The organism is Nitrospiria bacterium, from assembly GCA_035517655.1.
Classification (GTDB): Bacteria; Nitrospirota; Nitrospiria; order JACQBZ01; family JACQBZ01; genus JACQBZ01.
The window spans coordinates 66,434-86,340 of sequence record DATIYJ010000014.1 but is presented as its reverse complement, the minus strand read 5'-3'; the positions used below and the strand labels follow the sequence as shown (position 1 = coordinate 86,340).

The following is a 19,907-nucleotide window of genomic DNA, read 5'->3' as shown; positions in this document are numbered from 1 at the left end:
TCATGGAGGTGAGGAGTGTTAGATCTTTGCGTTGCGCTGCCGGCCCCGAAGCCATTCCGGAAAGAGTCGCGGATATAATTTCTTCCGGCGGCTCCGCTTTAGGTAAAGGGGTTGTGGATGGTTTTGATGAGGGCGTCGCATCGATCGAGGGACGGGAGGAAATGCTCTCGGAAGGTCGTACAGACGGGACGACTTGCGTCTTCTCGAGATCGTCGGGGACATTCTTTGCAGGAGCCGCCGCGGCCGATTTGGGTGGCGCCGGCTCCGCCATTGGCTTCTGTTCTTCATCCTGGAGCCGGGCGCCTTCTAATAACAGGAATTCGGTGTTCAGCCCCTTCCGGAGAACGACTTCTTCATCCGTCGCCGGCCCGAGTTCAAAATGAAACGATCCGGTATTCCAACTCAGCAGATCTTTGACGATCAAAATAATATGCTCACGGATTTCTCGTTCAAGAGTTTCCTGATCGATGGCCCCCATCTCCATCAGAAGGGTCCCGATCGGTTTCATGGAGCCGCGGCCCTTCTGAATCCGCAGAGCATATTCAAGGTCATCATTGGTGACGAGGCTTTTTTTGACGAGCGTATAACCGAGTCGGCTGCGGGTATCCGAGGTGGCATAGATAACCTGGCCTTGATTAAACACCAGCCGTCCCGTTCCCTCTTTTCGAATCAGGTTCAGCACGCCCGACCGCTTGCTCAAGCTGATTATCTGAAAGATATCGCTCAATCCCAGATCTTCTAATCGTCCTTCAAGGCTCATGCGCCGTTATCCCTCGACATCAAAACGAAAGTCTTCGATCACGGTATTGGCTAATAATTTTCGACACATCTCGGCGACCTGCCGTTTGGCATCCTCAAGAGGCATGGACGACAGCTCCATTTCGATATATTTCCCGAGCCGAACATCTTTGACACCCGTATACCCCAGATGGTGGAGCGATTGTTGAATCGTTTTCCCTTGAGGATCCAAGATACCGTTCTTTAAGGTGACGTAAATTCTGGCCTTCATGAAGAGAACACCCGTTTATAAATCAGATCAATATGCCGCAGGTAATAGGCCGGTTCAAAACAATCGTCGATCTCCTGCGCCTTCAAATACTTTTGAACAAAACGATCCGCCTTAATCATATCCCTAAAGCGACCTTCTCCCCGCCAAGCGGCCATGGCCGATCGTTGCACCGCTTCATAGGCCTCTTCCCGCCCAGCGCCGTGCTTGGCCAGTTCCAAAAGAATCCGCTGAGAATAGATCAGGCCCCCCGTCCGTTCCAAGTTGGCCTTCATATTTTCAGGATACACCAACAACGTATCGATGATTTCCGTCAATCGGTTCAGAAGATAATCGACCAAGATCGTGCTGTCCGGAATGATGACCCGTTCAACCGATGAATGGCTGATATCCCGTTCGTGCCATAAGGCCACATTTTCCATGGCGGCCTGGGCATTTGATCGAACAATACGGGCCAATCCAGACAGATTTTCGGCCCCGATCGGGTTCCGCTTGTGCGGCATGGCCGAAGAGCCCTTTTGCCCTTCTGAAAAAAATTCTTCCACCTCTAGAACTTCGGTCCGTTGAAGATGACGAATCTCCGTGGCAAATTTATCCACGCTGCTGGCCACGAGGGCCAGGGTCGATAGGTAGTGGGCATGGCGGTCCCGTTGAATGATTTGATTGGAGATCGGATCCGGTTTTAATCCGCAGCCCTGGCAAACAAACTCTTCGACGGAGGGGTGGATGTGGGCATAGGTTCCCATTGCACCCGACAATTTTCCATAGCGGGTCAATTCTTTGGCCTGCGACATCCGCTCCAGTTGACGCTGGATTTCGGCGTACCAAAGCGCGAGCTTCAAACCGAAGGTGATCGGTTCACCGTGCACACCGTGAGACCGGCCCACCATGACGGTTGATTTAAATTCCATGGCTCTACGTTGCAATACATCCCGTAACCGCTCCAGATCCTCAACGATCAGATCCGCCGCTTCCTGCATGAAAACAGCCATGGAGGTGTCCAGGATATCCGACGACGTAAGGCCCAAATGAATAAAGCGGGATTCCGGTCCGACTTGTTCAGCCAGCATGGTTAAAAAAGCAATGACGTCGTGTTTGACGACCTGCTCGATCTCCTCCATGCGTTTTGGATCCACTTTGGCTCTTTGACGAATGACCGAGACGACCTCCCTGGGAACTTCTCCGCATTGGGCCAGGCCCTCACAAGCCAGGAGTTCGATCCGCAGCCATGTTTCCAGTTTATGCCGGGTCTCCCAAATGGCTTTCATCCGGGGCAATGTATACCGATCGATCATGCGCTTCCTATCAGGTCGAAGACGTGTTGACGAACCCGTTGGGCTTTCTCTTCATCGGAAACGAGAAGGGACATTTCCAAGGGGCGGTCCGGATCCGCACGAAGGCTTTCCAAAATCACCTCCAGGGCCTTGGCATCTTCCAAGGCTCGGCCGGTTTGGCCGAACAATTCTATGGCACAGTCTTTGATATGAAGTTGAGAGAGGGTCCGCCCGATGTGTGAGCAAATATCGTGAAGAACCTTCTGTGTCAATTCCTTTCTCTTCCCTAATCCGATGATGAGAACCTTGTGGGCGTGCAACTTTCGCTGCGCGGCCAACAGCGTCGTCTCTTTTAAACCACCGCGGATCCGGTCGCGAAGGATCAAGCGAGAAAGGATTCCATTGTAGATCCAGTCCAATTCGGCGGCAAGACCGGTCAAAGGACGGTCGTCTTGAAAGAATCCCGCCACAAGCATCTCGGCATTGACCTTGGTGACTTTTTGGGCAAGGACCTTGATCGGCGACATGGGCGTTGTTCGCGGGAGTGTCAGACCCCCTTTTTTGCGAGCGACTCCTCCTTGACGATATGATCCAGAATCCCATTCACGAATGCGCTCGATTCCTCATCCGAATACCGTTTCGCAATCTCAATCGCTTCGTTGATCGTTACCTTGATTGGAATATCCGACAACATCAACAACTCGAAGATGGCGCACCGAAGGATGTTCCGGTCGACGATCGACATCCGGTTGAGGGCCCAATGCAGCGTGTGCTTTTGAATTAACCGGTCGATGTCGGGCTGATGATCGAGAACGCCTTTCACCAAATGGTCCGCAAAGGTTTTGGTTTCCATCGGTGCGGGATGGAGATCCCAGAATTGTTTCCGCCAATCCGGGCCGTCTTTATTCACATCCAGCTGAAAAAGCATCTGGAGGGCCAGCTCTCTTGATTTCCTTCGATAACCCATGCGAATCTCAAAGAACCTACCGGATCAATCGGCCCGCTCTATTTTAAATCCTTAAGGAGCCCCACCATCTCAAGTGCCGTCTCGGCTGCGTCCCCCCCGCGGTCGAGTCGTTTGGGATCGGCCCGTTGCATGGCCTGTTTCTCCGTATCGGTGGTCAATACGCCGAAACTAATCGGAATGCCCGTTTCCAGCATCACCTGCAACAAGCCCTGGCTCACGGCCCGACTGATGTATTCAAAATGGGCGGTCTCTCCGCGGATGACCGCGCCTAGGCAAATGACGGCATGGAAAGCTCGGGAATGAGCCAACCGTTTTGCCGTCAACGGGATCTCAAAAGCGCCCGGAACCTTGGCGATCTCGATGTCTTCTTCCCTGACACCGCGCTTGCGCAAGTTTCTTAACGCGCCTTCCAAAAGCTTTGCGGTTACTTCGGGGTTAAATTTACTGACAACAATTCCGAAGCGATGACGATCACCTTTGAGGCGACCTTCATGGATTTTGACCATCATCCGACCCAATCGCCAACGGCGGGTATATTACACCTTGTCCAAGAGATGGCCCAGTTTCTGTTTCTTGGTTCTCAGATATCGCACATTCCGATCATGCGGGGCCATCTCGATGGGCACCCGTTCGACCACGTTGAGTCCGTAGCCATCGACCCCGACAATTTTCCGGGGGTTGTTTGTCATGAGACGAATCTTGCTCAATCCAAGATTGACAAGGATTTGCGCTCCGATTCCATAATCTCGAAGATCGGGTTTAAAGCCGAGTTCCAAATTGGCTTGAACCGTATCCATCCCTTGGTCCTGCAGACCGTACGCCTTAATCTTGTTGAGGAGACCGATCCCGCGTCCTTCCTGATTGAGGTAAAGGAGCACTCCTCGGCCAGCCTGTTCGATCATCCTCAGCGCCCGATGAAGCTGCTCGCCGCAATCACACCGATTGGATCCGAAAACATCTCCGGTCAGACAACCCGAGTGGACACGAACCAGCACCGGTTCCTCCGTGTCGATCGTCCCTTTGAGCAGAGCGATATGGATGCCTTGGTCAAGTTCGTTTTCGTAAGCGACGAGCTTGAACTCCCCATAACGGGAGGGAAGCATGGCCTCGCTGACCCTTCGAACAAGGGATTCCCGCTGCATCCGATATTGGATCAGATCCTTGACCGTGATTATCTTCAGATCATAGTGCCGTGCAAACTCCATGAGTTGGGGGACCCGTGACATCGTTCCGTCCTCGTTCATAATCTCGCACAGCACCCCGGCCGGATAAAGATCGGCCAATCGGGCCAAATCAACGGAGCCTTCCGTCTGTCCCGCCCGCTTCAGAACGCCTCCTTTTTGGGCTTTGAGCGGGAAAATGTGACCCGGTCGTGCCAAATCCGAAGGCTTCGTCTTGGGATGAATCGCGGCCAGGATTGTTTTCGACCGATCCGCGGCCGAGATTCCCGTGGTGACCCCTTCTCTCGCATCGATCGAAACCGTAAAGGCCGTTCCGAAGGTAGCTGTATTCTCAGTAACCATGGCAGGAAGTTGCAATTCGTCCGCCCGTTCCGGGGTAAGGGTCAAACAGATCAACCCACGGCCGTATTTGGCCATGAAATTGATCGCATCCGGACTGACCATCTCGGCGGCCATGACTAGATCGCCCTCGTTTTCGCGATCCTCATCATCTACAAGGATCACCATTCGACCCTGTTTAATATCGTGTATCGCCGAATCAATCGGATGAAACTTGAAATCGGAACTCATGTTTTTTTGAAGACCGCCTCGAACGTTATTCCAATCTGTTGTGGAAAATTTTCCCAATGACTTTATAACTATATAAGATAAAAGGCGTTTTGTCAAACAAAAAATCCCCTGGAACGGTCTTACTTCCAGGGGATTTTTCCCGTGAGCGGCCAAGTTGGGTAAATGCCGAGTCCTATCTTCCTCAAGCGACTGTGTTAAACGTCGTAGTAAAGGAAAAACTCGTAGGGATGAGGTCTTAATCTCATTGTATCGACTTCCTTTTCCCGTTTGTACTGAACCCATGTCTCAATAACGTCTTTCGAGAAGACACCGCCCTTCAGGAGAAAGGCATGATCCTTTTCCAGATTCCTCAAGGCGTCATCCAGGCTGCCCGGCATGGTCGGGATTTTGGCGGCCTCCTCGGGCTCCAGGTCATAGAGGTCTTTATCCATCGGAAGGCCTGGATCGATTTTGTTTTCGATGCCATCGATGCCCGCCATCAACATCACCGCAAATGCAAGATAGGGGTTGCAGGAGGGATCCGGGAAACGGACCTCGATCCGTTTAGCCTTTGGATTGGCGGAATACATCGGGATTCGTACGGAGGCCGAACGGTTCCGGCTGGAATACGCGAGAAATACCGGAGCCTCAAATCCCGGTGTGAGACGCTTATAGGAATTCGTGGTCGGATTGGTGAAGGCCGCGATCGCGGGAGCGTGCTTTAGTATCCCGCCGATGTAATGCAGACATGTTTTGCTCAGCCCGGCATATTCTTTGCCCGCGAAAAGGGGTTTTCCATCTTTCCAGATGGATTGATGCGTATGCATTCCCGTGCCGTTGTCCCCAAAAAGCGGCTTCGGCATGAAGGTCACTGTCTTCCCGTGTCGCTTGGCTACGTTTTTGACGATATATTTGTACAACAGCATCTTGTCCGCCATTCGGACGAGGGAATCATACCGGATATCGATCTCGGCCTGTCCGGCCGTGGCCACCTCGTGATGCTGCTTTTCGACCTGAACCCCGGCCTTCTTCATCTCGACGATCATTTCCGTCCGGATGTCCTGCTGACTGTCCGTGGGAGGAACCGGGAAATATCCTTCTTTATGGCGGGGTTTATATCCCAAATTGACTCCGTCTTTTCCGGCGTTCCAAACGCCTTCTTCCGATTCGATAAAGTAGTACCCGCTGTGCGTGTTCTGATCAAAACGGGCGCCATCGAAGATAAAGAATTCCGCTTCCGGACCAAAGTAGGCCACGTCCCCGAGTTTGCTTTTCAAAAGATAGGCCTCGGCTTTCTTGGCAATATATCGAGGATCACGACTATAGGACTCTTGCGTAATCGGATCCAGAATATCGCAGACCATACTCAGGGTCGGCGTCTGACAGAACGGATCGATCATCGCCGTATTCGGATCCGGAATGACCAGCATATCGCTGTTGTTGATGGCCTGCCAGCCCCGGATGGACGAGCCGTCAAAACCGGACCCCTCTTTAAAAAGGGCCTCCGTCATTTCCTCCACCGGGATGGTAAAATGCTGCCACGTTCCGGGAAAATCCACAAACTTTAAATCCACCGCTTCGATGCGATTTTTTTTGGCGAATTCTAATACTTCTTTGACGTTCATGAAAACCTCCTTCGATTATATTATTCTGGCTCCTAATCCAATCGCTTCAGGGTCGTCGTCAACCCCAAGGGACCGTTGTTTACCATTACCCTTTCCTCGGGATCGTCATTGAACCCGAGAGGTTTCCAAAAACCGTTCAATGCTCTGCGACAAAGTTTCTTTAAGATGCCGGATTCTATCAGGATCCACTATCTTTTGTCCAGTCTGGTCCGCCACGTGAAACACGTCCACGATCTGGTCCAGATGCGTTGCCACTTTGGCCGTCTGAATGGACAGGCCGAGAACAAAAAGAGATTGGGCAATCACGGACAGCAAGCCCGTTCGATCCGGAGCGAATACTTCGATGACGGTGTATTTTTCGGATGAGCCGTTATCCACCGCAATCTGAACCGGGGCGATCACCGGAAAAACCTGCGAGTTCGAGCGGATTCGGGTTACGATGTTCGCGGGTTGTTCCGGCTGTTTTTCGCCAAGGAGCACAAGGGTGATCTCATCTTGGAGCTCCCGAAGACGATCGGGAGCGGCCGGACCTGGAAAATCCGGATCCTGAACTTGAAAAGTGTCCACAACGACATTGTTCGACCACGTGGTGATCGTCGCGCCAAGGATTTGGACACCCTTGGCGGCGAGAACGGACGTGATCTTGTAGAAAATACCCGGCGTGATGTGGTTGAACGTGTAAACGCTGTACTCGGTCAAATTTCGCTCAAAATTATTTTCGGCGAAAACCGCGACGCTCTGCGGTTGAAGTTTATAAACCCGATCGAGGTCCAACGCAATGCGATCCGGAGGTGTCGCGATGAGATACCGCGACGTCATAGACGCCAATTGGCTCTCCAGCCAGTCGGGTTCATAAAGGTTCCGGAGCCGGAGTTGAAGGGTCTGCCGGATCTGTTTGATTTTTTCTTCTTCGGCGACCGGCGTGGCTTCTCCGGTCAAAATCTCCAACGTTTTTGTAAAGAGTTCGGAGAGCAGATCCTTTTTCCAGGCGGTCAGGGTACCGGGTCCGACCGCCGTAACGTCGGCCATCGTTAAAACGTAAAACATCCGGAGGGTCTCCGGCGTTCCGACCGTTTTTGCAAACTGCAAAAGCACATGATCATCGGCCAAATCCCGGCGAAAAGCCACATGCGTCATTAATAGATGCTGACCCACCAGAAAAACGAGTTGCTCCGTTGCGGCAGGATCAAACCCCAGCCGTGTCCCGGTTTCCAAGGCAAGCGACGCGCCGATTTGCGAATGATCACCGCCCAAACCCTTTCCGAGATCGTGCAGCAGCAGAGCTAGAAAAAGAACCTCTGGAGGACGGCCCTCCCGGAAAAACGGGGCTGTTCCACTTTCCTGAAGCAAGAATCTTTCGGCCTCTTCGACCGCTCGAAGACAGTGCTCATCCACTGTGTATTTATGGTAAAGGTTGAACTGCATCAACCCTCGAACCCGCTTGAATGCCGGCAGGATTTGCTCGAGGATCCGGAACCGGTGGAGACCGCGAAGCGTCGCGGAAATTTTTCCGGAAGACGATAATATCGAAAGGAACGCTCCGTACGACTCCGGGTTGGAAAAATGAGTCGGATCCCACTGTCCCATCATGTCCGTGAGTTGGCGCTGGGTTTCGGCGGATAACCGAGCATTATTTTCCTGGGCAAGACGGAACAGCGTTAATACCTGATCGCCGTGACTTAGCACCTCCAAACGAAATTCGGAAAGGATCGAAATCTCTTCTCCGGAAAGGAGGAAGCGGCGGTCGATATGCCGACGCGACCATCGGTTACGAAGCCGATCCCAGATGCCTTCGGACACCATTCCGTCAAGGTATCTTCCGGTGATCTCCGCTATGGCGCCCGTCTGGTCATAATATCTTTGCATGAACTGTTCGACGCCCAAAAGATGAAGGTTGTCGTGGTACCCCCAGTTCATCGCCAGGCGGACCTGCTCGTCAAATGTGAGGGTATCCTGACAACGACCGGAAAAAAAATGAAGTTCGTTCCGGATACGCCACAAAAACTCTTGGGCCTCCGTGAGCGTACGGAAATCCTGTTTCGACAAGATGCCGTGTTCCTTCAGTTGCTCAAGAGAAGACGTTCCATGCCGGGCCTGTGCCGCCCATCGGAGCAAATGCAGATCCCTTAATCCGCCCCGACTTTTCTTGATATGGGGCTCGAGAAGGTGAATCGTGGTGCCGTATTGTTCGCATTCGATATCCCGACTCCGGATTTTGGCCTTGACAAAAAGAGTCGGGCGGTTGTGCACCACCTTGCGCCGATATCGCGACCGGAATTGGTCGAACAGTGCCCGGCTCCCCGTCAAAAAACGGGCTTCCATTAACGACGTGCGAACCGTCAGATCGGCCTTGCCGATCGCCACGCAGTCGTTCACGGTTCGCGTGCTGTGTCCCACCTGAAATCCGACGTCCCAAAGATTTTGCAGGATGGAGCCGGCGATGCGCTGGATCGGTCCCCGAATGGAAGACCGGTGGAGGAACATGATATCGATATCGGAATAAGGAGACCGCTCTCCCCTCCCGTACCCCCCCAGCGCCGCGATCGCCAACCCATCTTCAATCTTCCAGCGTTCCCGCGCAGGCACGCCACCCAAAACATCCCGGCAGATCCGTTCAATCACTTCGTCCGTCAGATCCGTCAAGGCCGCAATCACCTGCTCGCCGGTCGCACCTTGGGCATGGTGCCTCTGGATTTCAACGAAGCGTTCTTTCAGAGAATTCTTAAGCATGTCTATTTCATTTTAAGCCTCCGCGGTCATCATATCACAAACCGATTACAAAGCGGAATCTCCCGACTCGCCGGTCCGGATGCGAACCGCCTGGGACAGATCGGTGACAAAAATTTTCCCGTCGCCGATGGTTCCGGTCTTGGCCTTGCTCATAATGGATTGGATGGCCCGATCCGCCACCGCGTTGCTAACCACCACCTCGATCTTGATTTTGGGGACGAATTCGATCGTATACTCCGCCCCACGGTAGGTTTCCTTGTGGCCTTTTTGACGACCGAACCCCTTCACTTCGCTAACGGTCATTCCCTGGATACCGATCTCCGACAGAGCCTCCTTCACTTCATCAAGTTTGAAGGGCTTGATGATGGCCTCGATTTTTTTCATCGCGTTTCTCCTTTAGTTAGCGTCGACCCGTTGGACACAGGCACTTCATGATCCTCCGGACCGCCCACGCATCCGGCATCCGCACGGGCAAGCCGGATGCATGCTTTTTTATCCATGTTAGAGGACGTAACCGTTTTCGTTGTGCTGACTGAGATCCAACCCCATCCGCTCTTCATCCTCCGAGACCCTGACGCCCATGATTATATCAACTACCTTGAGAATAATAAAGGTACCGACGATGGCCAGGATCCAGGTCGCGGCGACGCCCATGATCTGCGGAATCATTTGGTGGGCGTTTCCATAAAACAGGCCGTCGTTCCCACCCGAGTTTATGGCTTTGGAAGCGAAAAGGCCCGTGGCGAGCGCTCCCCATGTTCCGCCGATTCCATGGACACCAAAGACATCGAGTGAATCGTCATAACCCAGCTTTCCTTTCAGAATGACCGCGGCAAAGTAACAGAAAACGCCTGCCCCGATTCCGATGATGATCGAGGGAATGGGCCCGACGAATCCCGAAGCCGGCGTGATGGCCACCAGCCCCGCCACCGCGCCGCTGGCCGCACCCAAGACGGTCGGCTTTCCGCGATGAGCCCATTCCGTAAACATCCAGCCCAGAGCGGCCGCGGCGGTGGCGGTATTCGTGACTACAAACGCGCTCGTGGCCAATCCGCCCGAGGCGGCGATGGCGCTTCCGGCATTGAACCCGAACCAGCCGAACCACAGCATAGAGGCTCCTATTAAAGTTAAGGGTATATTATGGGGAGCCATTACCTCTTTTCCATACCCCAAGCGCTTACCGAAGTAGAGGGCACAGACCAGACCGGAAACCCCGGAGCTGATATGCACCACCGTTCCCCCTGCAAAGTCCAGCGTTCCCATGTTGTGCAGGAAGCCCCCGATACCCCAGACCCAGTGGGCCAGCGGATCATAGATAAAGGTGGCCCATAACAAAATGAAAACTATAAAGGCGCTGAATTTAATTCGCTCGGCGAAAGACCCCACAATCAGCGCCGGTGTAATCACGGCGAACATCGCCTGGAAAATCATGAAACATTGATGGGGTACGGTCGCACCATAGTCCGGATTGGGGTCGAACCCAACGCCGTTAAGGCCTGCCCATGCGAGACTCCCGATGATATGTCCCTTGTCCGGTCCGAAAGCCAGGGAATACCCGTACAGGACCCATTGCACGCTGATCAGACAGAGGATAATGAAACTGTGCATCATGGTTCCGAGCGCATTCTTTCGACGCACCATTCCTCCATAGAAAAGGACCAGACCGGGAGCGGTCATGGCGAGAACTAAAGCGGAAGAAGTCAGAACCCATGCTGTATCGCCTGAGTCGACTTTAGGCGGCGGCGCAGGCGCCGCTGCGGGCGCCGCGGCCAGCGGCGCTTCAGAGGGGGCGCCTGCTGCTCCCGGTGTTGAGGGAGGCACTGTTTCCTGGGCCGAGCCAAGCCCGGGGATGAGTGCAAAAACAACCAGGAGCAGCAGGACACCAGTGAGTCCGAACAACATTCTGTGATTTCGCATGACTTGGTTCTCCTTTTTTGTCATTTTTTAGAAATTGATGTCGAGTTGGGTGGACCATTTCCACTTGCCGTTGATGGTTTTGTCGTTGAAAAAGACCGGACCGGTCAGGATATCGATATCCTTGGTCCAGTTGATCCCCAGGCCAACACCCCACCCGCCAATGAAGTTCTGTCCGCTCGCATAATCCGCCAAGGCCGTGAACTTGCTGTACTCGTTTCCTGCCGCGTCCTTCACGTTCCAGAATCCCCGGTCCCACGCCGCCATGACGCCGCCGGTCTGTTTATCATTCGCAAGATCTCCCTGCTTATGCAGGAGAGCCGAACCCGGATCGCCCAGGTAACCGCCGATATGGACCCGCCCCAGAACGGGGATCGTCTTCCCAATAATCAGATCGCCAATATTCATATTGGTTATCTGCTTGACGGTCCCGATATCAAACATCCCCGCGTTAATGCCGGGCGAGCCCGCAAAGAGGGCCCCTTCCGGGATACCAAACTTAAAGTTAAACAACAGGCCATCGGCTCCGGAGGGACAGGTCTTGATTGGAGACCCGTTGTCAAAGGCCCCGGCACAGATAAGAGGGTTCATCGGTTCCAGAAGGTCAGCCCCAACTTCCAGGTTTATTTTCTCGAATGGAAGGACCCCCACCGTTAACCCGACATCCGTGGGGAAGTTCCCTGTTTTACGGCTTCCCCCAACGGTAAAGTAGTTGTCGATCCCCAGATGCCATACCCCATACGGCTGAACATCCATGATGGCCGGGGTCCAGAATTCGGTTGAAGGAGTGGCGTGAGCCAATCGAATGCCTATCCCCAGAACAAAAACAGCCACCGATAGCGAAAATATTAAATTGAGACGCTTCATGGTTCCTCCTTCGTAGTCGGTTAATGAACGAATCGAACTGTCTTAGGTTCTTAATAATATGCCCCGGTAGGCTTCGTTGCCGAGGGGAAGATGTAGGATACGGCACCGTATCCGACGGGTGTTCCTGAGTCTTTAACTAAGCAAGACAGATGCCATCACACCACAAGAAACATTTATTTTAAAAACTCTTTGATATTACGATTGTTTCGAAGATCATAACCCGGGAACCGAATGACATATATTTCGACATTCTTGTTTGGGTTTCCATTGTAAAAGCTTTTGTCATTGACTAACCTTCTGTTTCTTTTACGGGAATCAATTGATCGACAATTATGTCTCTGTTCGACAATTTTGTCTTTATCTGCAAATGATATTTTTTCATTTTATAGCGAATAACTCTTTCGCTGATTTTAAGTTCCTTGGCCGCACGAGCTTGAACTCCATGAGTCTTTTCCAAGGCAGCCGAGATCATCCGTCTCTCCAGGTTTTCCACTTCTTCTCTCAACCCTTTAGGCACTTGATATAACCTCCATCTCGACATCCCCGCCGGTCGACAAACCTTTCTGGGTTTTGACATGACGAAACGAGTCCGATGTCGAAATTTTTATAAATAAATGGAACTAGGATAAGGAATATCAAAGTATCAAATAAAATTCAAAAAGATCCGGGAACTTATTAGAGTTCGGTTTTAAAGAACGTCAGTGCGCTGCCGACTCTTCAAATAACCCAGAGCCTTTCCAAGGGAACTACCGGTAAAGGCCCAGACCGCCGTCAAATACCGAGCCATCAACGGGAAGCCCTGGTATTCCGCTTCAAGTAACTTTAGAGTCAATGAGTAAGTCGTAAAGATCACGTTCATGGTAAGTGGATTAAAAAACATCTCTTCACGAATCAACTTAAAGGACGGCATCATCATGTTTATGCCCCAGAACGAACGTCGATATTTCGTTCATGGGTCCTTCTGGTATCGTGCATACAAATCCCATCGAGGAAAGCTCCTGTTCAAGACGCCGGCAGTTTCGTTCCGGAACGCCGATTAAAATCTGCCAAGACGCGTGGCTCAAATGCACGATCGCTTCGGCCTGATGTGCCAACTCGATAATACGAACAAGTTCTTCGCCTTTTAGTCGATCGGCGGAATCCTGGAGGACAAAGTGAATTGCTCTTTCAACCGCCTCGGATGTAGATATCATCGTCGCACCTCCTTTTGATTTAGTGATAAAAGCAACTCTCATGCCAATCAACACACGAGTGAAAAATAAACAGGATTCCATGAAAAACCGATTGTATGTCAATGAGTTTTGACGGAACGGGACAAAAAAATGGGCTGACGGGATTTAAGGGGTGAGGTTACGTTTTTGTTTTGGGAATGACCAATGGATTACAAAATGGTAGGTATGATAACCCATGGTCCAATACTCAGACAATCGTGATCATGGTCACCCCGCTTCTATTTTATATTTCTTCATTTTGTACCCGATCTGCCGTGGAGTGATGCCGAGAATCTTGGCCGCTCGGGATTGGACCCAGCCGCATTTCTTCAGAGCATCGATCATCTGTTGGCGCTCCAAATCCTGGACGGTGGTGCGAAGCGTCGGTCGGTCCATCGGAGCCGAACGCGTCACCTCACGGACATCCCGAAAATAGGTGGCGATGCTGGAAGGCATCGACTGGAACGTGATTTCCATCGACTCGGCCATGATCACCATCCGTTCGATGCAGTTCTCCAACTCGCGGACATTCCCGGGCCAATGATACTGAATCATGACGCGGAGAACCTCCGGCGCGATCCGGACCTGCTTGTGATGCTCTTTGTTGCAGCGCAGCAGAAAATATTCGATCAAAAGCGGGATGTCCTCCTTCCGCTCGCGCAATGACGGAAGAAAGATGGGCACGACATTCAGCCGGTAATAAAGGTCCTCGCGGAAGCTGCCCTCCTGGATCGCGGCTTCAAGATTCCGGTGGGTCGCGGCGACCAGGCGGACATCCACCGATAGGGTTTGCGATCCCCCAACGCGCTCGAATCGTTGTTCCTGCAGCACCCGTAAGAGTTTGACTTGCGTCGGGAGAGGGATGTCGCCGATCTCGTCCAGAAACAGCGTTCCTCCATCGGCCAACTCGAACCGTCCCTTCCTCAACTGTGTCGCGCCGGTAAACGCCCCGCGTTCGTGTCCGAACAACTCGCTCTCAAGCAGGGTTTCGGGCAATGCCGCACAGTTGACCTTGATAAACGGCCGGTCGGCCCTCGGACTGTTATAATGGATCGCCCGTGCGATCAATTCCTTTCCGGTCCCGGATTCGCCCCGTAGCAACACAGTCGCCTTGGATTTGCAAACCTGGAGGACAGACCGGAACACTTCGTCCATCACTTTACTCTGACCGACAATATTGCCGATCCTGTAGCGGTTTTTCAGTTCGCTCTGCAGCTGAATGTTCTGTTCGAGAAGTTCTCGTTTTTCTCGCGAAACGGTCTGCTGCAGTTTTACGGCCTGGCCGATCAGCGACGCCACCACGGTCAGGACGCGGATGTCATCGTCAAAATCGGGCGATTCGTCCTTAAAAAGGCGGTCCACGCTCAAGACCCCGATCGTTTCAGCATGGGCCTTTACGGGCATGCACAGAAATGCGATCCGTTCCTTCGTCAGATCGCCGCGAGAACGTGTCCGGTTCAGAAAGAGCGGTTCCCGACCCACATCCGGGACAATCATCGGCTCGCCTTTCTCGAAAACGCGTCCGGTCACTCCTTCACCGATTTTGAATCGGCCGCGGGCGATCTCCTCCGGTGTAAGTCCATGCGCGGTTTCGATCACCAATTCGCCCGTCTCGGGATCGAGCAGGGTCAAGGTGCCGCGACGCATATGGAGGACGGAAGCTAGAATTTCAAGAATCTTCTGGGAAATTTCCTTCAGGTCCAGCGATGAAGCCAGTGCGCGGCTGATCTCGTAGAGAGCCGTCAATTCCGCAATTTTGCGGGGGGTGCTTTGAGTATTCATTCCATTCCGCCGTTTACATGGAAACAGCGGCCTCGCCGCGCTCCTGGGTCCGGATACGGACGCCTTCCTCCACGGGGAGCACGAAGATTTTTCCATCCCCCGTTCGGCCGGTCGAGGCCGAGTGGATCAGCACCTCCACCACACGCGGGGCGTCCTTGGCCGGCACAAAAACCTCGATCTTCATCTTTGGGACGAAATCGAGGGAATACTCCGCCCCCTGATAGACCTCGATATGGCCGCGCTGTCGCCCGAAACCTCGAACCTCCATGATCGTCATGCCCTGGATGCCGATCCGGATCAAACCTTCCTTCACTTCACCCAGTTTTTCCGAACGGATATATGCCTCGATTTTTTTCAATGCAATGCCCCCCAATTAAAAAGGCGCCCTCTCAAAGATCGAAGAAGACGCCCTTGTCCTTAACACATCGTTGTGTCGTATGCTTTATAACACAGGAATCGAAGTTCAGTCAAGAAGTTTATGGATGGATCGCCTTGGAAGCGTCCGGTTAGAACAGGAGGCCGACACGGATCATGACGTTGTTGCAATCGCCGGTACCCAGCTCGGTATCGATCCGAAAAATTTTCCGATCGGAAAAGTCCATCCCGATAATTCCCCCCAGTGAAGAGTCCTGTTTGAGTTTGCTTCCGGGTTGGTTTTCCGACGTCCGCTTATCGTTCCGGCTTGAAAATCTCACGCCGGTGTAAAACCGGAGATCCGGTTCGGGATCACGGATCAGATCTTTGGATCCGATGAATAGACGGGCGTCCGCTTCCGACCATCGGTCCTCCAACGCGAGCGTCGAGTTATTTTGATCGAAGGTTGAAACCTTGCCGAACTGATACTGTGCCGAGACACCGGCGAAATATCCACCCCCGAAAAGAGCCGAGCTCCGAAAGCCGATTCCCGAGAGCGGGCGCATTCTGCTGTCCAAGTCGGCTTCTTCAAATGTGATGTTTCCCAGACCGACCTTTGCATAGAGATCCAGTTGTTCCAACAGACCGTAGCTCAACTCAACCGCCTGACGGGTCACCCGCTCCCGGTCTTTTTGACCGTCGACTTTCATGTCCCGGCTGGAGAGTTCGCCTTCAAGATCGACTCCCAGGCGCCCTTTCCCCGTCATCAGCGGTGCACTCTCGGCCCAGGCGATGTTCCCGCTGAACAGCAGTCCCAAAATCACGCCAGCCCACCGGCGTCTTGTACGGCCCACGGGTTTTTCGTCCTCGCAAATGGAGGTTACTTACGCGGCTTCCGTCTCGGCCGACCGGTTTTCGCCCGGCGGACCTTTCCTTTTCTAAGAAGACCTTTCACGGTTTCCCCGATCACGGCCGGATTCTGGACGACGGTTACGCCGGCCGCTTCCAACGTTGCGATCTTCTGGGCCGCGGTTCCCTTTCCACCCGAGATAATCGCGCCGGCATGACCCATTCGGCGGCCGGGTGGAGCCGTCACCCCTGCGATAAATCCGACCACGGGTTTCGTGACGCCATCCTTGATATACTCGGCGGCGCGCTCCTCGGCATCTCCGCCGATCTCGCCGATCATCACGATCACCTCGGTGTTCTTGTCCTTTTGAAACAGTTCCAGGACATCCACGAAATTCGTGCCGTTGACCGGATCTCCGCCGATTCCAACGCAGGTGGATTGACCCAATCCGAGGCCGGTCAACTGCCAGACCGCTTCATAGGTAAGGGTGCCGCTGCGCGAGACCACGCCCACCCCTCCTTTTTTATGAATGAAGCCCGGCATGATTCCGATTTTGCATTCATCCGGAGTAATGATTCCGGGACAGTTGGGCCCGATGAGCCGGACCAACCGATCCGGGATGCCCCGAACCGGTTTCCCTGCGATGAAGCGCTTGGCGCGGATCATGTCGGCCAGCGGGATGCCCTCCGTAATGCAGACGATGAGACCGATGCCCGCATCCGCGGCTTCCATGATCGCGTCCGCCGCAAACGCCGGCGGCACAAATATCATCGAAACATCCGGTTCCGTCGCCTCGACCGCTTCGAACACGGTATTGAAGACCGGGACCCCTTCAAACTCCGTATTCCCTTTGCCCGGGGTGACACCGCCCACGATTTTCGTTCCATATTCGCGACAGGCCGCGGCATGGAAGGATCCTTCCCTTCCGGTCATTCCCTGAACAATCACCTTTGTGTTTCGATCAACCAGAATGCTCATACCCTCTCCTCGTAAGGCGTAAAGGCTAAGGCCTGAAAATTGAAACGATCGTGGAACTATCGACTCGTCTCTGCGTTTCCCCCCTTACGTCTATCGCCTTGCGTCTTTGTTCCCCTCCACCGACTTTGTCCCTAATTCCACGACGCCGCCCCGCTGGGCGATCCAAACATTCCCATCCGGGTCCGGCGCGACCGCATAGACATCGTCGCCGATCAAACCGTCCGCCCGGGTATGGCTTCTCCATTCGGTTCCGTTGAAACGGGACAGCCCATGATTCGTCCCGGCCCAGATCACGCCCGACCTGTCGCGTTCAAGCGCATATACAATGTTTCCGGCAAGTCCCTGCCTGGTGGAATAATTCGTCCAGTGCTCTCCGTCAAAGCGGCCGACCCCTCCACCCCAAGTTCCGAACCACTTGTTTCCTCGCGGATCGATCAGGATCGCAAAAATATAATTTTCGTTGTAGGTCTCTTTACCTTTTTCATCCAAGACGCTTAGGTCATGAAAATGACCCGCATAACTGCGATTTGGAGGAAGCTCGACGCCGCTATTTTCCCGCGAGGCCTCCAAAGCCTCCCCGGCAGTCTGCTTGTGCGCAAGCGCCAGCTCGTTCGGGGCACCCAAGCCGTCTTTGTGCGTATAGGTGACCCAGCCTTTCCCCTTCGGGGCCGTGGGATCAAAATGGTTCGCGCCCTCTTCGGTGCCGAACCAGAGCGAGCCGTCCCTGTCGACGGCCAGACTGTAAACCCACTTGTTGACCAGTCCGTCTTTGACGTCGTAGGTTACGAAGCGGGAGCCTTCCGGGGCTCTCGGATCGTAGCGATTCACACCGTTCCAGGTGCCGATCCACATCGAGCCGTCCGGATGGAAATCGATGTCATACACCCAGGGGTCCGCCAACCCGTCCGACGTGCCGTAGGCCATCCAGCGCTCTCCGTCCAATCGAAGCAACCCGCCGGCATCGGTCCCGAACCAGGGCGTGCCCTTGGGATCCACATTGATCGTGAAGATATAGTTGCTCGTCAGGCCGTCCGCTTTGGTATAGGTTTTGACGAGAGTGGCGTTGAGACGGTTCACTTTGAGGATTCCGGCCGAGGTCCCAACCCAAAGAAAGGAACCGTCCACTTTCAGCGCGCGGACCACGGTTCCTTCGCCCGTCCCAAAACTGGCCAATACCTTGTACTCTTTGAGCGGCGGCGTTTTGGCCGCACAGCCCCCGATGACGGCCGCGCCGGTCAAAATCGCGAACGGCGCGACCCATTTCCACCGCGATGGAAAAAGCATCAGCCCCGGATGAGGCTGGCGATCTTTTGGGCCCCCTCCCACATCGTTCGCGCCACAACAAGGTTCAACTCGGATGCGGCCAGCATTTGCCGGGCCTCTTCGGCGTTCGTTCCTTCCAGTCTCACAACGAGGGGAACCCGGATCGAGACCTCCTTGGCCGCATCGATCACCCCGCCCGCAATCCGCTCACAGCGAACAATTCCGCCGAAGATGTTGATGAATACGCCTTTGACATGCGGATCGGACATTAAAATCGTAAAGGCCTGCTTTACGGTTTCCTTCGAAGCGCCGCCGCCGACGTCCAAAAAATTGGCCGGAAAAGAACCGGCCAGTTTAATGGTGTCCATGGTGGCCATCGCGAGGCCGGCCCCGTTAACCATGCAACCGATTTCACCATCCAGCTTCACATAGTTTAGACCGTACTGGGAGGCCCGGACTTCAAGAGGATCTTCCTCATCGAGATCGCGGAGCGCCTTGATATCGTCGTTTCGGTAGAGCGCGTTGTCGTCAAACGTCACCTTCGCGTCCAGGGCGATCAGTTTTTGATCCCGGGTGATCACGAGCGGATTGATCTCGATAAGGGAAGCGCTTTTTTCCATGAAAAGACGGTAAAGGCTCCCCATCATCTGATTAAACGGGACTTGAACTTCTCTTTCGAGGCCCAAGCGATAAGCCAGCATCCGGCCGTGAAAGGCCTGGTAACCGGATGAGGGATCGATCGCGGCTTTATAAATTTTCTCCGGTGAATGCGCCGCGACTTCCTCGATTTCCATTCCTCCCGCACGGCTTGCAATAAAAACCGGCCAGCCGGAGGTCCGGTCCACCAGAAGGCTTACGTAAAGTTCAGTCGCGATGTCGGCGCCTTCCTCGATCAGGAGACGCTGCACCTTCCGGCCTTCCGGACCGGTTTGATGTGTGACAAGGACCTTCCCCAATAGTTGTCGTGCCAGGATCCCAACTTGGGCGCGATCCTTGGTCAGTTTCACTCCGCCGGCCTTGCCCCGTCCGCCGGCATGGATCTGAGCTTTGACGACATATACGGGGGACCGGAGTTCATCGGCCCACGTTCTTGCCTCTTCCGCCGAAGCGACGCTTCGGCCGCGGGGCACCGGGATGTTGTATTGGGCGAACAACTGTTTGGCCTGAAATTCGTGGATGTTCATCGGATGATATCCTGGGATTAATCCTGATTGTTTATGTTAACGGGACGGCATTCTATCAGAGGATAAGGGCCGAAAGCAACTGGGATTCTCGGGCGGATTCGAAACGCGATTTTTTTCTTTCCATCGCTCCTTACAGTAACTTACAACGATAAAAAGGGATGATGATCCCAAT

The 19,907-nt window shown here is 53.7% G+C and carries 20 protein-coding genes; all 20 read right to left on the bottom strand.

Annotation, left to right across the window (positions count from 1 at the left end; all coding sequences use genetic code 11):
* On the bottom strand, positions 1-760 hold a 760-nt coding region (locus tag VLY20_03290), incomplete at its 3' end, for a DUF4388 domain-containing protein (GenBank protein ID HUK55664.1).
* Positions 761-766: 6 nt separating this feature from the next.
* Complete coding sequence (gene purS, locus VLY20_03285) at positions 767-1,009, bottom strand: phosphoribosylformylglycinamidine synthase subunit PurS (protein ID HUK55663.1); 243 nt, start codon at positions 1,007-1,009, stop codon at positions 767-769.
* Entirely contained in the window at positions 1,006-2,301 is a 1,296-nt protein-coding gene (purB, locus tag VLY20_03280; GenBank protein HUK55662.1) for an adenylosuccinate lyase, read from the bottom strand. Before purB ends, purS begins: the two co-directional genes overlap by 4 nt.
* Positions 2,298-2,807 (bottom strand): M17 family peptidase N-terminal domain-containing protein, encoded by a 510-nt coding sequence (locus tag VLY20_03275; GenBank protein HUK55661.1) that lies wholly within the window; start codon positions 2,805-2,807, stop codon positions 2,298-2,300. Before VLY20_03275 ends, purB begins: the two co-directional genes overlap by 4 nt.
* A gap of 20 nt (positions 2,808-2,827) precedes the next feature.
* Complete coding sequence (nusB, locus tag VLY20_03270) at positions 2,828-3,247, bottom strand: transcription antitermination factor NusB (GenBank protein ID HUK55660.1); 420 nt, start codon at positions 3,245-3,247, stop codon at positions 2,828-2,830.
* 38 nt (positions 3,248-3,285) lie between these two features.
* The gene (gene ribH / locus VLY20_03265) at positions 3,286-3,756 is read right to left on the bottom strand and encodes a 6,7-dimethyl-8-ribityllumazine synthase (protein HUK55659.1); all 471 of its coding nucleotides are present in this window, start codon (positions 3,754-3,756) and stop codon (positions 3,286-3,288) included.
* A 27-nt stretch (positions 3,757-3,783) separates the two neighbouring features.
* Positions 3,784-4,998 carry a bifunctional 3,4-dihydroxy-2-butanone-4-phosphate synthase/GTP cyclohydrolase II gene (locus VLY20_03260; GenBank protein HUK55658.1) on the bottom strand — a complete coding sequence of 405 codons (1,215 nt, stop codon included), beginning with the start codon at positions 4,996-4,998 and terminating at the stop codon, positions 3,784-3,786.
* A gap of 194 nt (positions 4,999-5,192) precedes the next feature.
* On the bottom strand, positions 5,193-6,602 hold the full coding sequence (glnA, locus tag VLY20_03255) for a type I glutamate--ammonia ligase (GenBank protein ID HUK55657.1): 1,410 nt from the start codon (positions 6,600-6,602) through the stop codon (positions 5,193-5,195).
* 105 nt (positions 6,603-6,707) lie between these two features.
* The gene (glnD, locus tag VLY20_03250) at positions 6,708-9,332 is read right to left on the bottom strand and encodes a [protein-PII] uridylyltransferase (protein HUK55656.1); all 2,625 of its coding nucleotides are present in this window, start codon (positions 9,330-9,332) and stop codon (positions 6,708-6,710) included.
* Between the two features lie 45 nt (positions 9,333-9,377).
* Entirely contained in the window at positions 9,378-9,716 is a 339-nt protein-coding gene (locus VLY20_03245) for a P-II family nitrogen regulator (protein HUK55655.1), read from the bottom strand.
* Positions 9,717-9,833: 117 nt separating this feature from the next.
* On the bottom strand, positions 9,834-11,234 hold the full coding sequence (locus VLY20_03240) for an ammonium transporter (protein ID HUK55654.1): 1,401 nt from the start codon (positions 11,232-11,234) through the stop codon (positions 9,834-9,836).
* Positions 11,235-11,276: 42 nt separating this feature from the next.
* Positions 11,277-12,113, bottom strand: a complete 837-nt coding sequence (locus VLY20_03235; protein ID HUK55653.1) for a hypothetical protein — start codon at positions 12,111-12,113, stop codon at positions 11,277-11,279.
* Between the two features lie 289 nt (positions 12,114-12,402).
* Complete coding sequence (locus tag VLY20_03230; protein HUK55652.1) at positions 12,403-12,630, bottom strand: helix-turn-helix domain-containing protein; 228 nt, start codon at positions 12,628-12,630, stop codon at positions 12,403-12,405.
* Positions 12,631-13,009: 379 nt separating this feature from the next.
* Positions 13,010-13,387: a hypothetical protein gene (locus tag VLY20_03225; protein HUK55651.1), complete on the bottom strand. Its 378-nt coding sequence runs from the start codon at positions 13,385-13,387 to the stop codon at positions 13,010-13,012.
* 165 nt (positions 13,388-13,552) lie between these two features.
* The gene (gene nifA / locus VLY20_03220) at positions 13,553-15,106 is read right to left on the bottom strand and encodes a nif-specific transcriptional activator NifA (protein HUK55650.1); all 1,554 of its coding nucleotides are present in this window, start codon (positions 15,104-15,106) and stop codon (positions 13,553-13,555) included.
* 13 nt (positions 15,107-15,119) lie between these two features.
* Positions 15,120-15,464 (bottom strand): P-II family nitrogen regulator, encoded by a 345-nt coding sequence (locus tag VLY20_03215; protein ID HUK55649.1) that lies wholly within the window; start codon positions 15,462-15,464, stop codon positions 15,120-15,122.
* A gap of 148 nt (positions 15,465-15,612) precedes the next feature.
* Positions 15,613-16,314 carry a hypothetical protein gene (locus tag VLY20_03210; GenBank protein ID HUK55648.1) on the bottom strand — a complete coding sequence of 234 codons (702 nt, stop codon included), beginning with the start codon at positions 16,312-16,314 and terminating at the stop codon, positions 15,613-15,615.
* Positions 16,315-16,340: 26 nt separating this feature from the next.
* Positions 16,341-17,288 carry a succinate--CoA ligase subunit alpha gene (sucD, locus tag VLY20_03205; GenBank protein HUK55647.1) on the bottom strand — a complete coding sequence of 316 codons (948 nt, stop codon included), beginning with the start codon at positions 17,286-17,288 and terminating at the stop codon, positions 16,341-16,343.
* Between the two features lie 90 nt (positions 17,289-17,378).
* Positions 17,379-18,572, bottom strand: a complete 1,194-nt coding sequence (locus tag VLY20_03200) for a two-component regulator propeller domain-containing protein (protein HUK55646.1) — start codon at positions 18,570-18,572, stop codon at positions 17,379-17,381.
* Positions 18,572-19,735 (bottom strand): ADP-forming succinate--CoA ligase subunit beta, encoded by a 1,164-nt coding sequence (gene sucC / locus VLY20_03195; GenBank protein HUK55645.1) that lies wholly within the window; start codon positions 19,733-19,735, stop codon positions 18,572-18,574. The genes VLY20_03200 and sucC overlap by 1 nt, the downstream gene beginning before the upstream one ends.
* Positions 19,736-19,907: the final 172 nt, after the last annotated feature.

Bases quoted from the DNA above. Each gene is read 5' to 3' on its own strand.
- purS (HUK55663.1), bottom strand. From the start codon at position 1,009: ATGAAGGCCAGAATTTACGTCACCTTAAAGAACGGTATCTTGGATCCT.
- nusB (HUK55660.1), bottom strand. From the start codon at position 3,247: ATGGGTTATCGAAGGAAATCAAGAGAGCTGGCCCTCCAGATGCTTTTT.
- glnD (HUK55656.1), bottom strand. From the start codon at position 9,332: ATGCTTAAGAATTCTCTGAAAGAACGCTTCGTTGAAATCCAGAGGCAC.
- glnA (HUK55657.1), bottom strand. From the start codon at position 6,602: ATGAACGTCAAAGAAGTATTAGAATTCGCCAAAAAAAATCGCATCGAA.
- VLY20_03240 (HUK55654.1), bottom strand. From the start codon at position 11,234: ATGTTGTTCGGACTCACTGGTGTCCTGCTGCTCCTGGTTGTTTTTGCA.
- VLY20_03275 (HUK55661.1), bottom strand. From the start codon at position 2,807: ATGTCGCCGATCAAGGTCCTTGCCCAAAAAGTCACCAAGGTCAATGCC.
- ribH (HUK55659.1), bottom strand. From the start codon at position 3,756: ATGATGGTCAAAATCCATGAAGGTCGCCTCAAAGGTGATCGTCATCGC.
- VLY20_03225 (HUK55651.1), bottom strand. From the start codon at position 13,387: ATGGAATCCTGTTTATTTTTCACTCGTGTGTTGATTGGCATGAGAGTT.
- sucD (HUK55647.1), bottom strand. From the start codon at position 17,288: ATGAGCATTCTGGTTGATCGAAACACAAAGGTGATTGTTCAGGGAATG.
- purB (HUK55662.1), bottom strand. From the start codon at position 2,301: ATGATCGATCGGTATACATTGCCCCGGATGAAAGCCATTTGGGAGACC.
- VLY20_03245 (HUK55655.1), bottom strand. From the start codon at position 9,716: ATGAAAAAAATCGAGGCCATCATCAAGCCCTTCAAACTTGATGAAGTG.
- sucC (HUK55645.1), bottom strand. From the start codon at position 19,735: ATGAACATCCACGAATTTCAGGCCAAACAGTTGTTCGCCCAATACAAC.
- VLY20_03260 (HUK55658.1), bottom strand. From the start codon at position 4,998: ATGAGTTCCGATTTCAAGTTTCATCCGATTGATTCGGCGATACACGAT.
- nifA (HUK55650.1), bottom strand. From the start codon at position 15,106: ATGAATACTCAAAGCACCCCCCGCAAAATTGCGGAATTGACGGCTCTC.
- VLY20_03235 (HUK55653.1), bottom strand. From the start codon at position 12,113: ATGAAGCGTCTCAATTTAATATTTTCGCTATCGGTGGCTGTTTTTGTT.
- VLY20_03200 (HUK55646.1), bottom strand. From the start codon at position 18,572: ATGCTTTTTCCATCGCGGTGGAAATGGGTCGCGCCGTTCGCGATTTTG.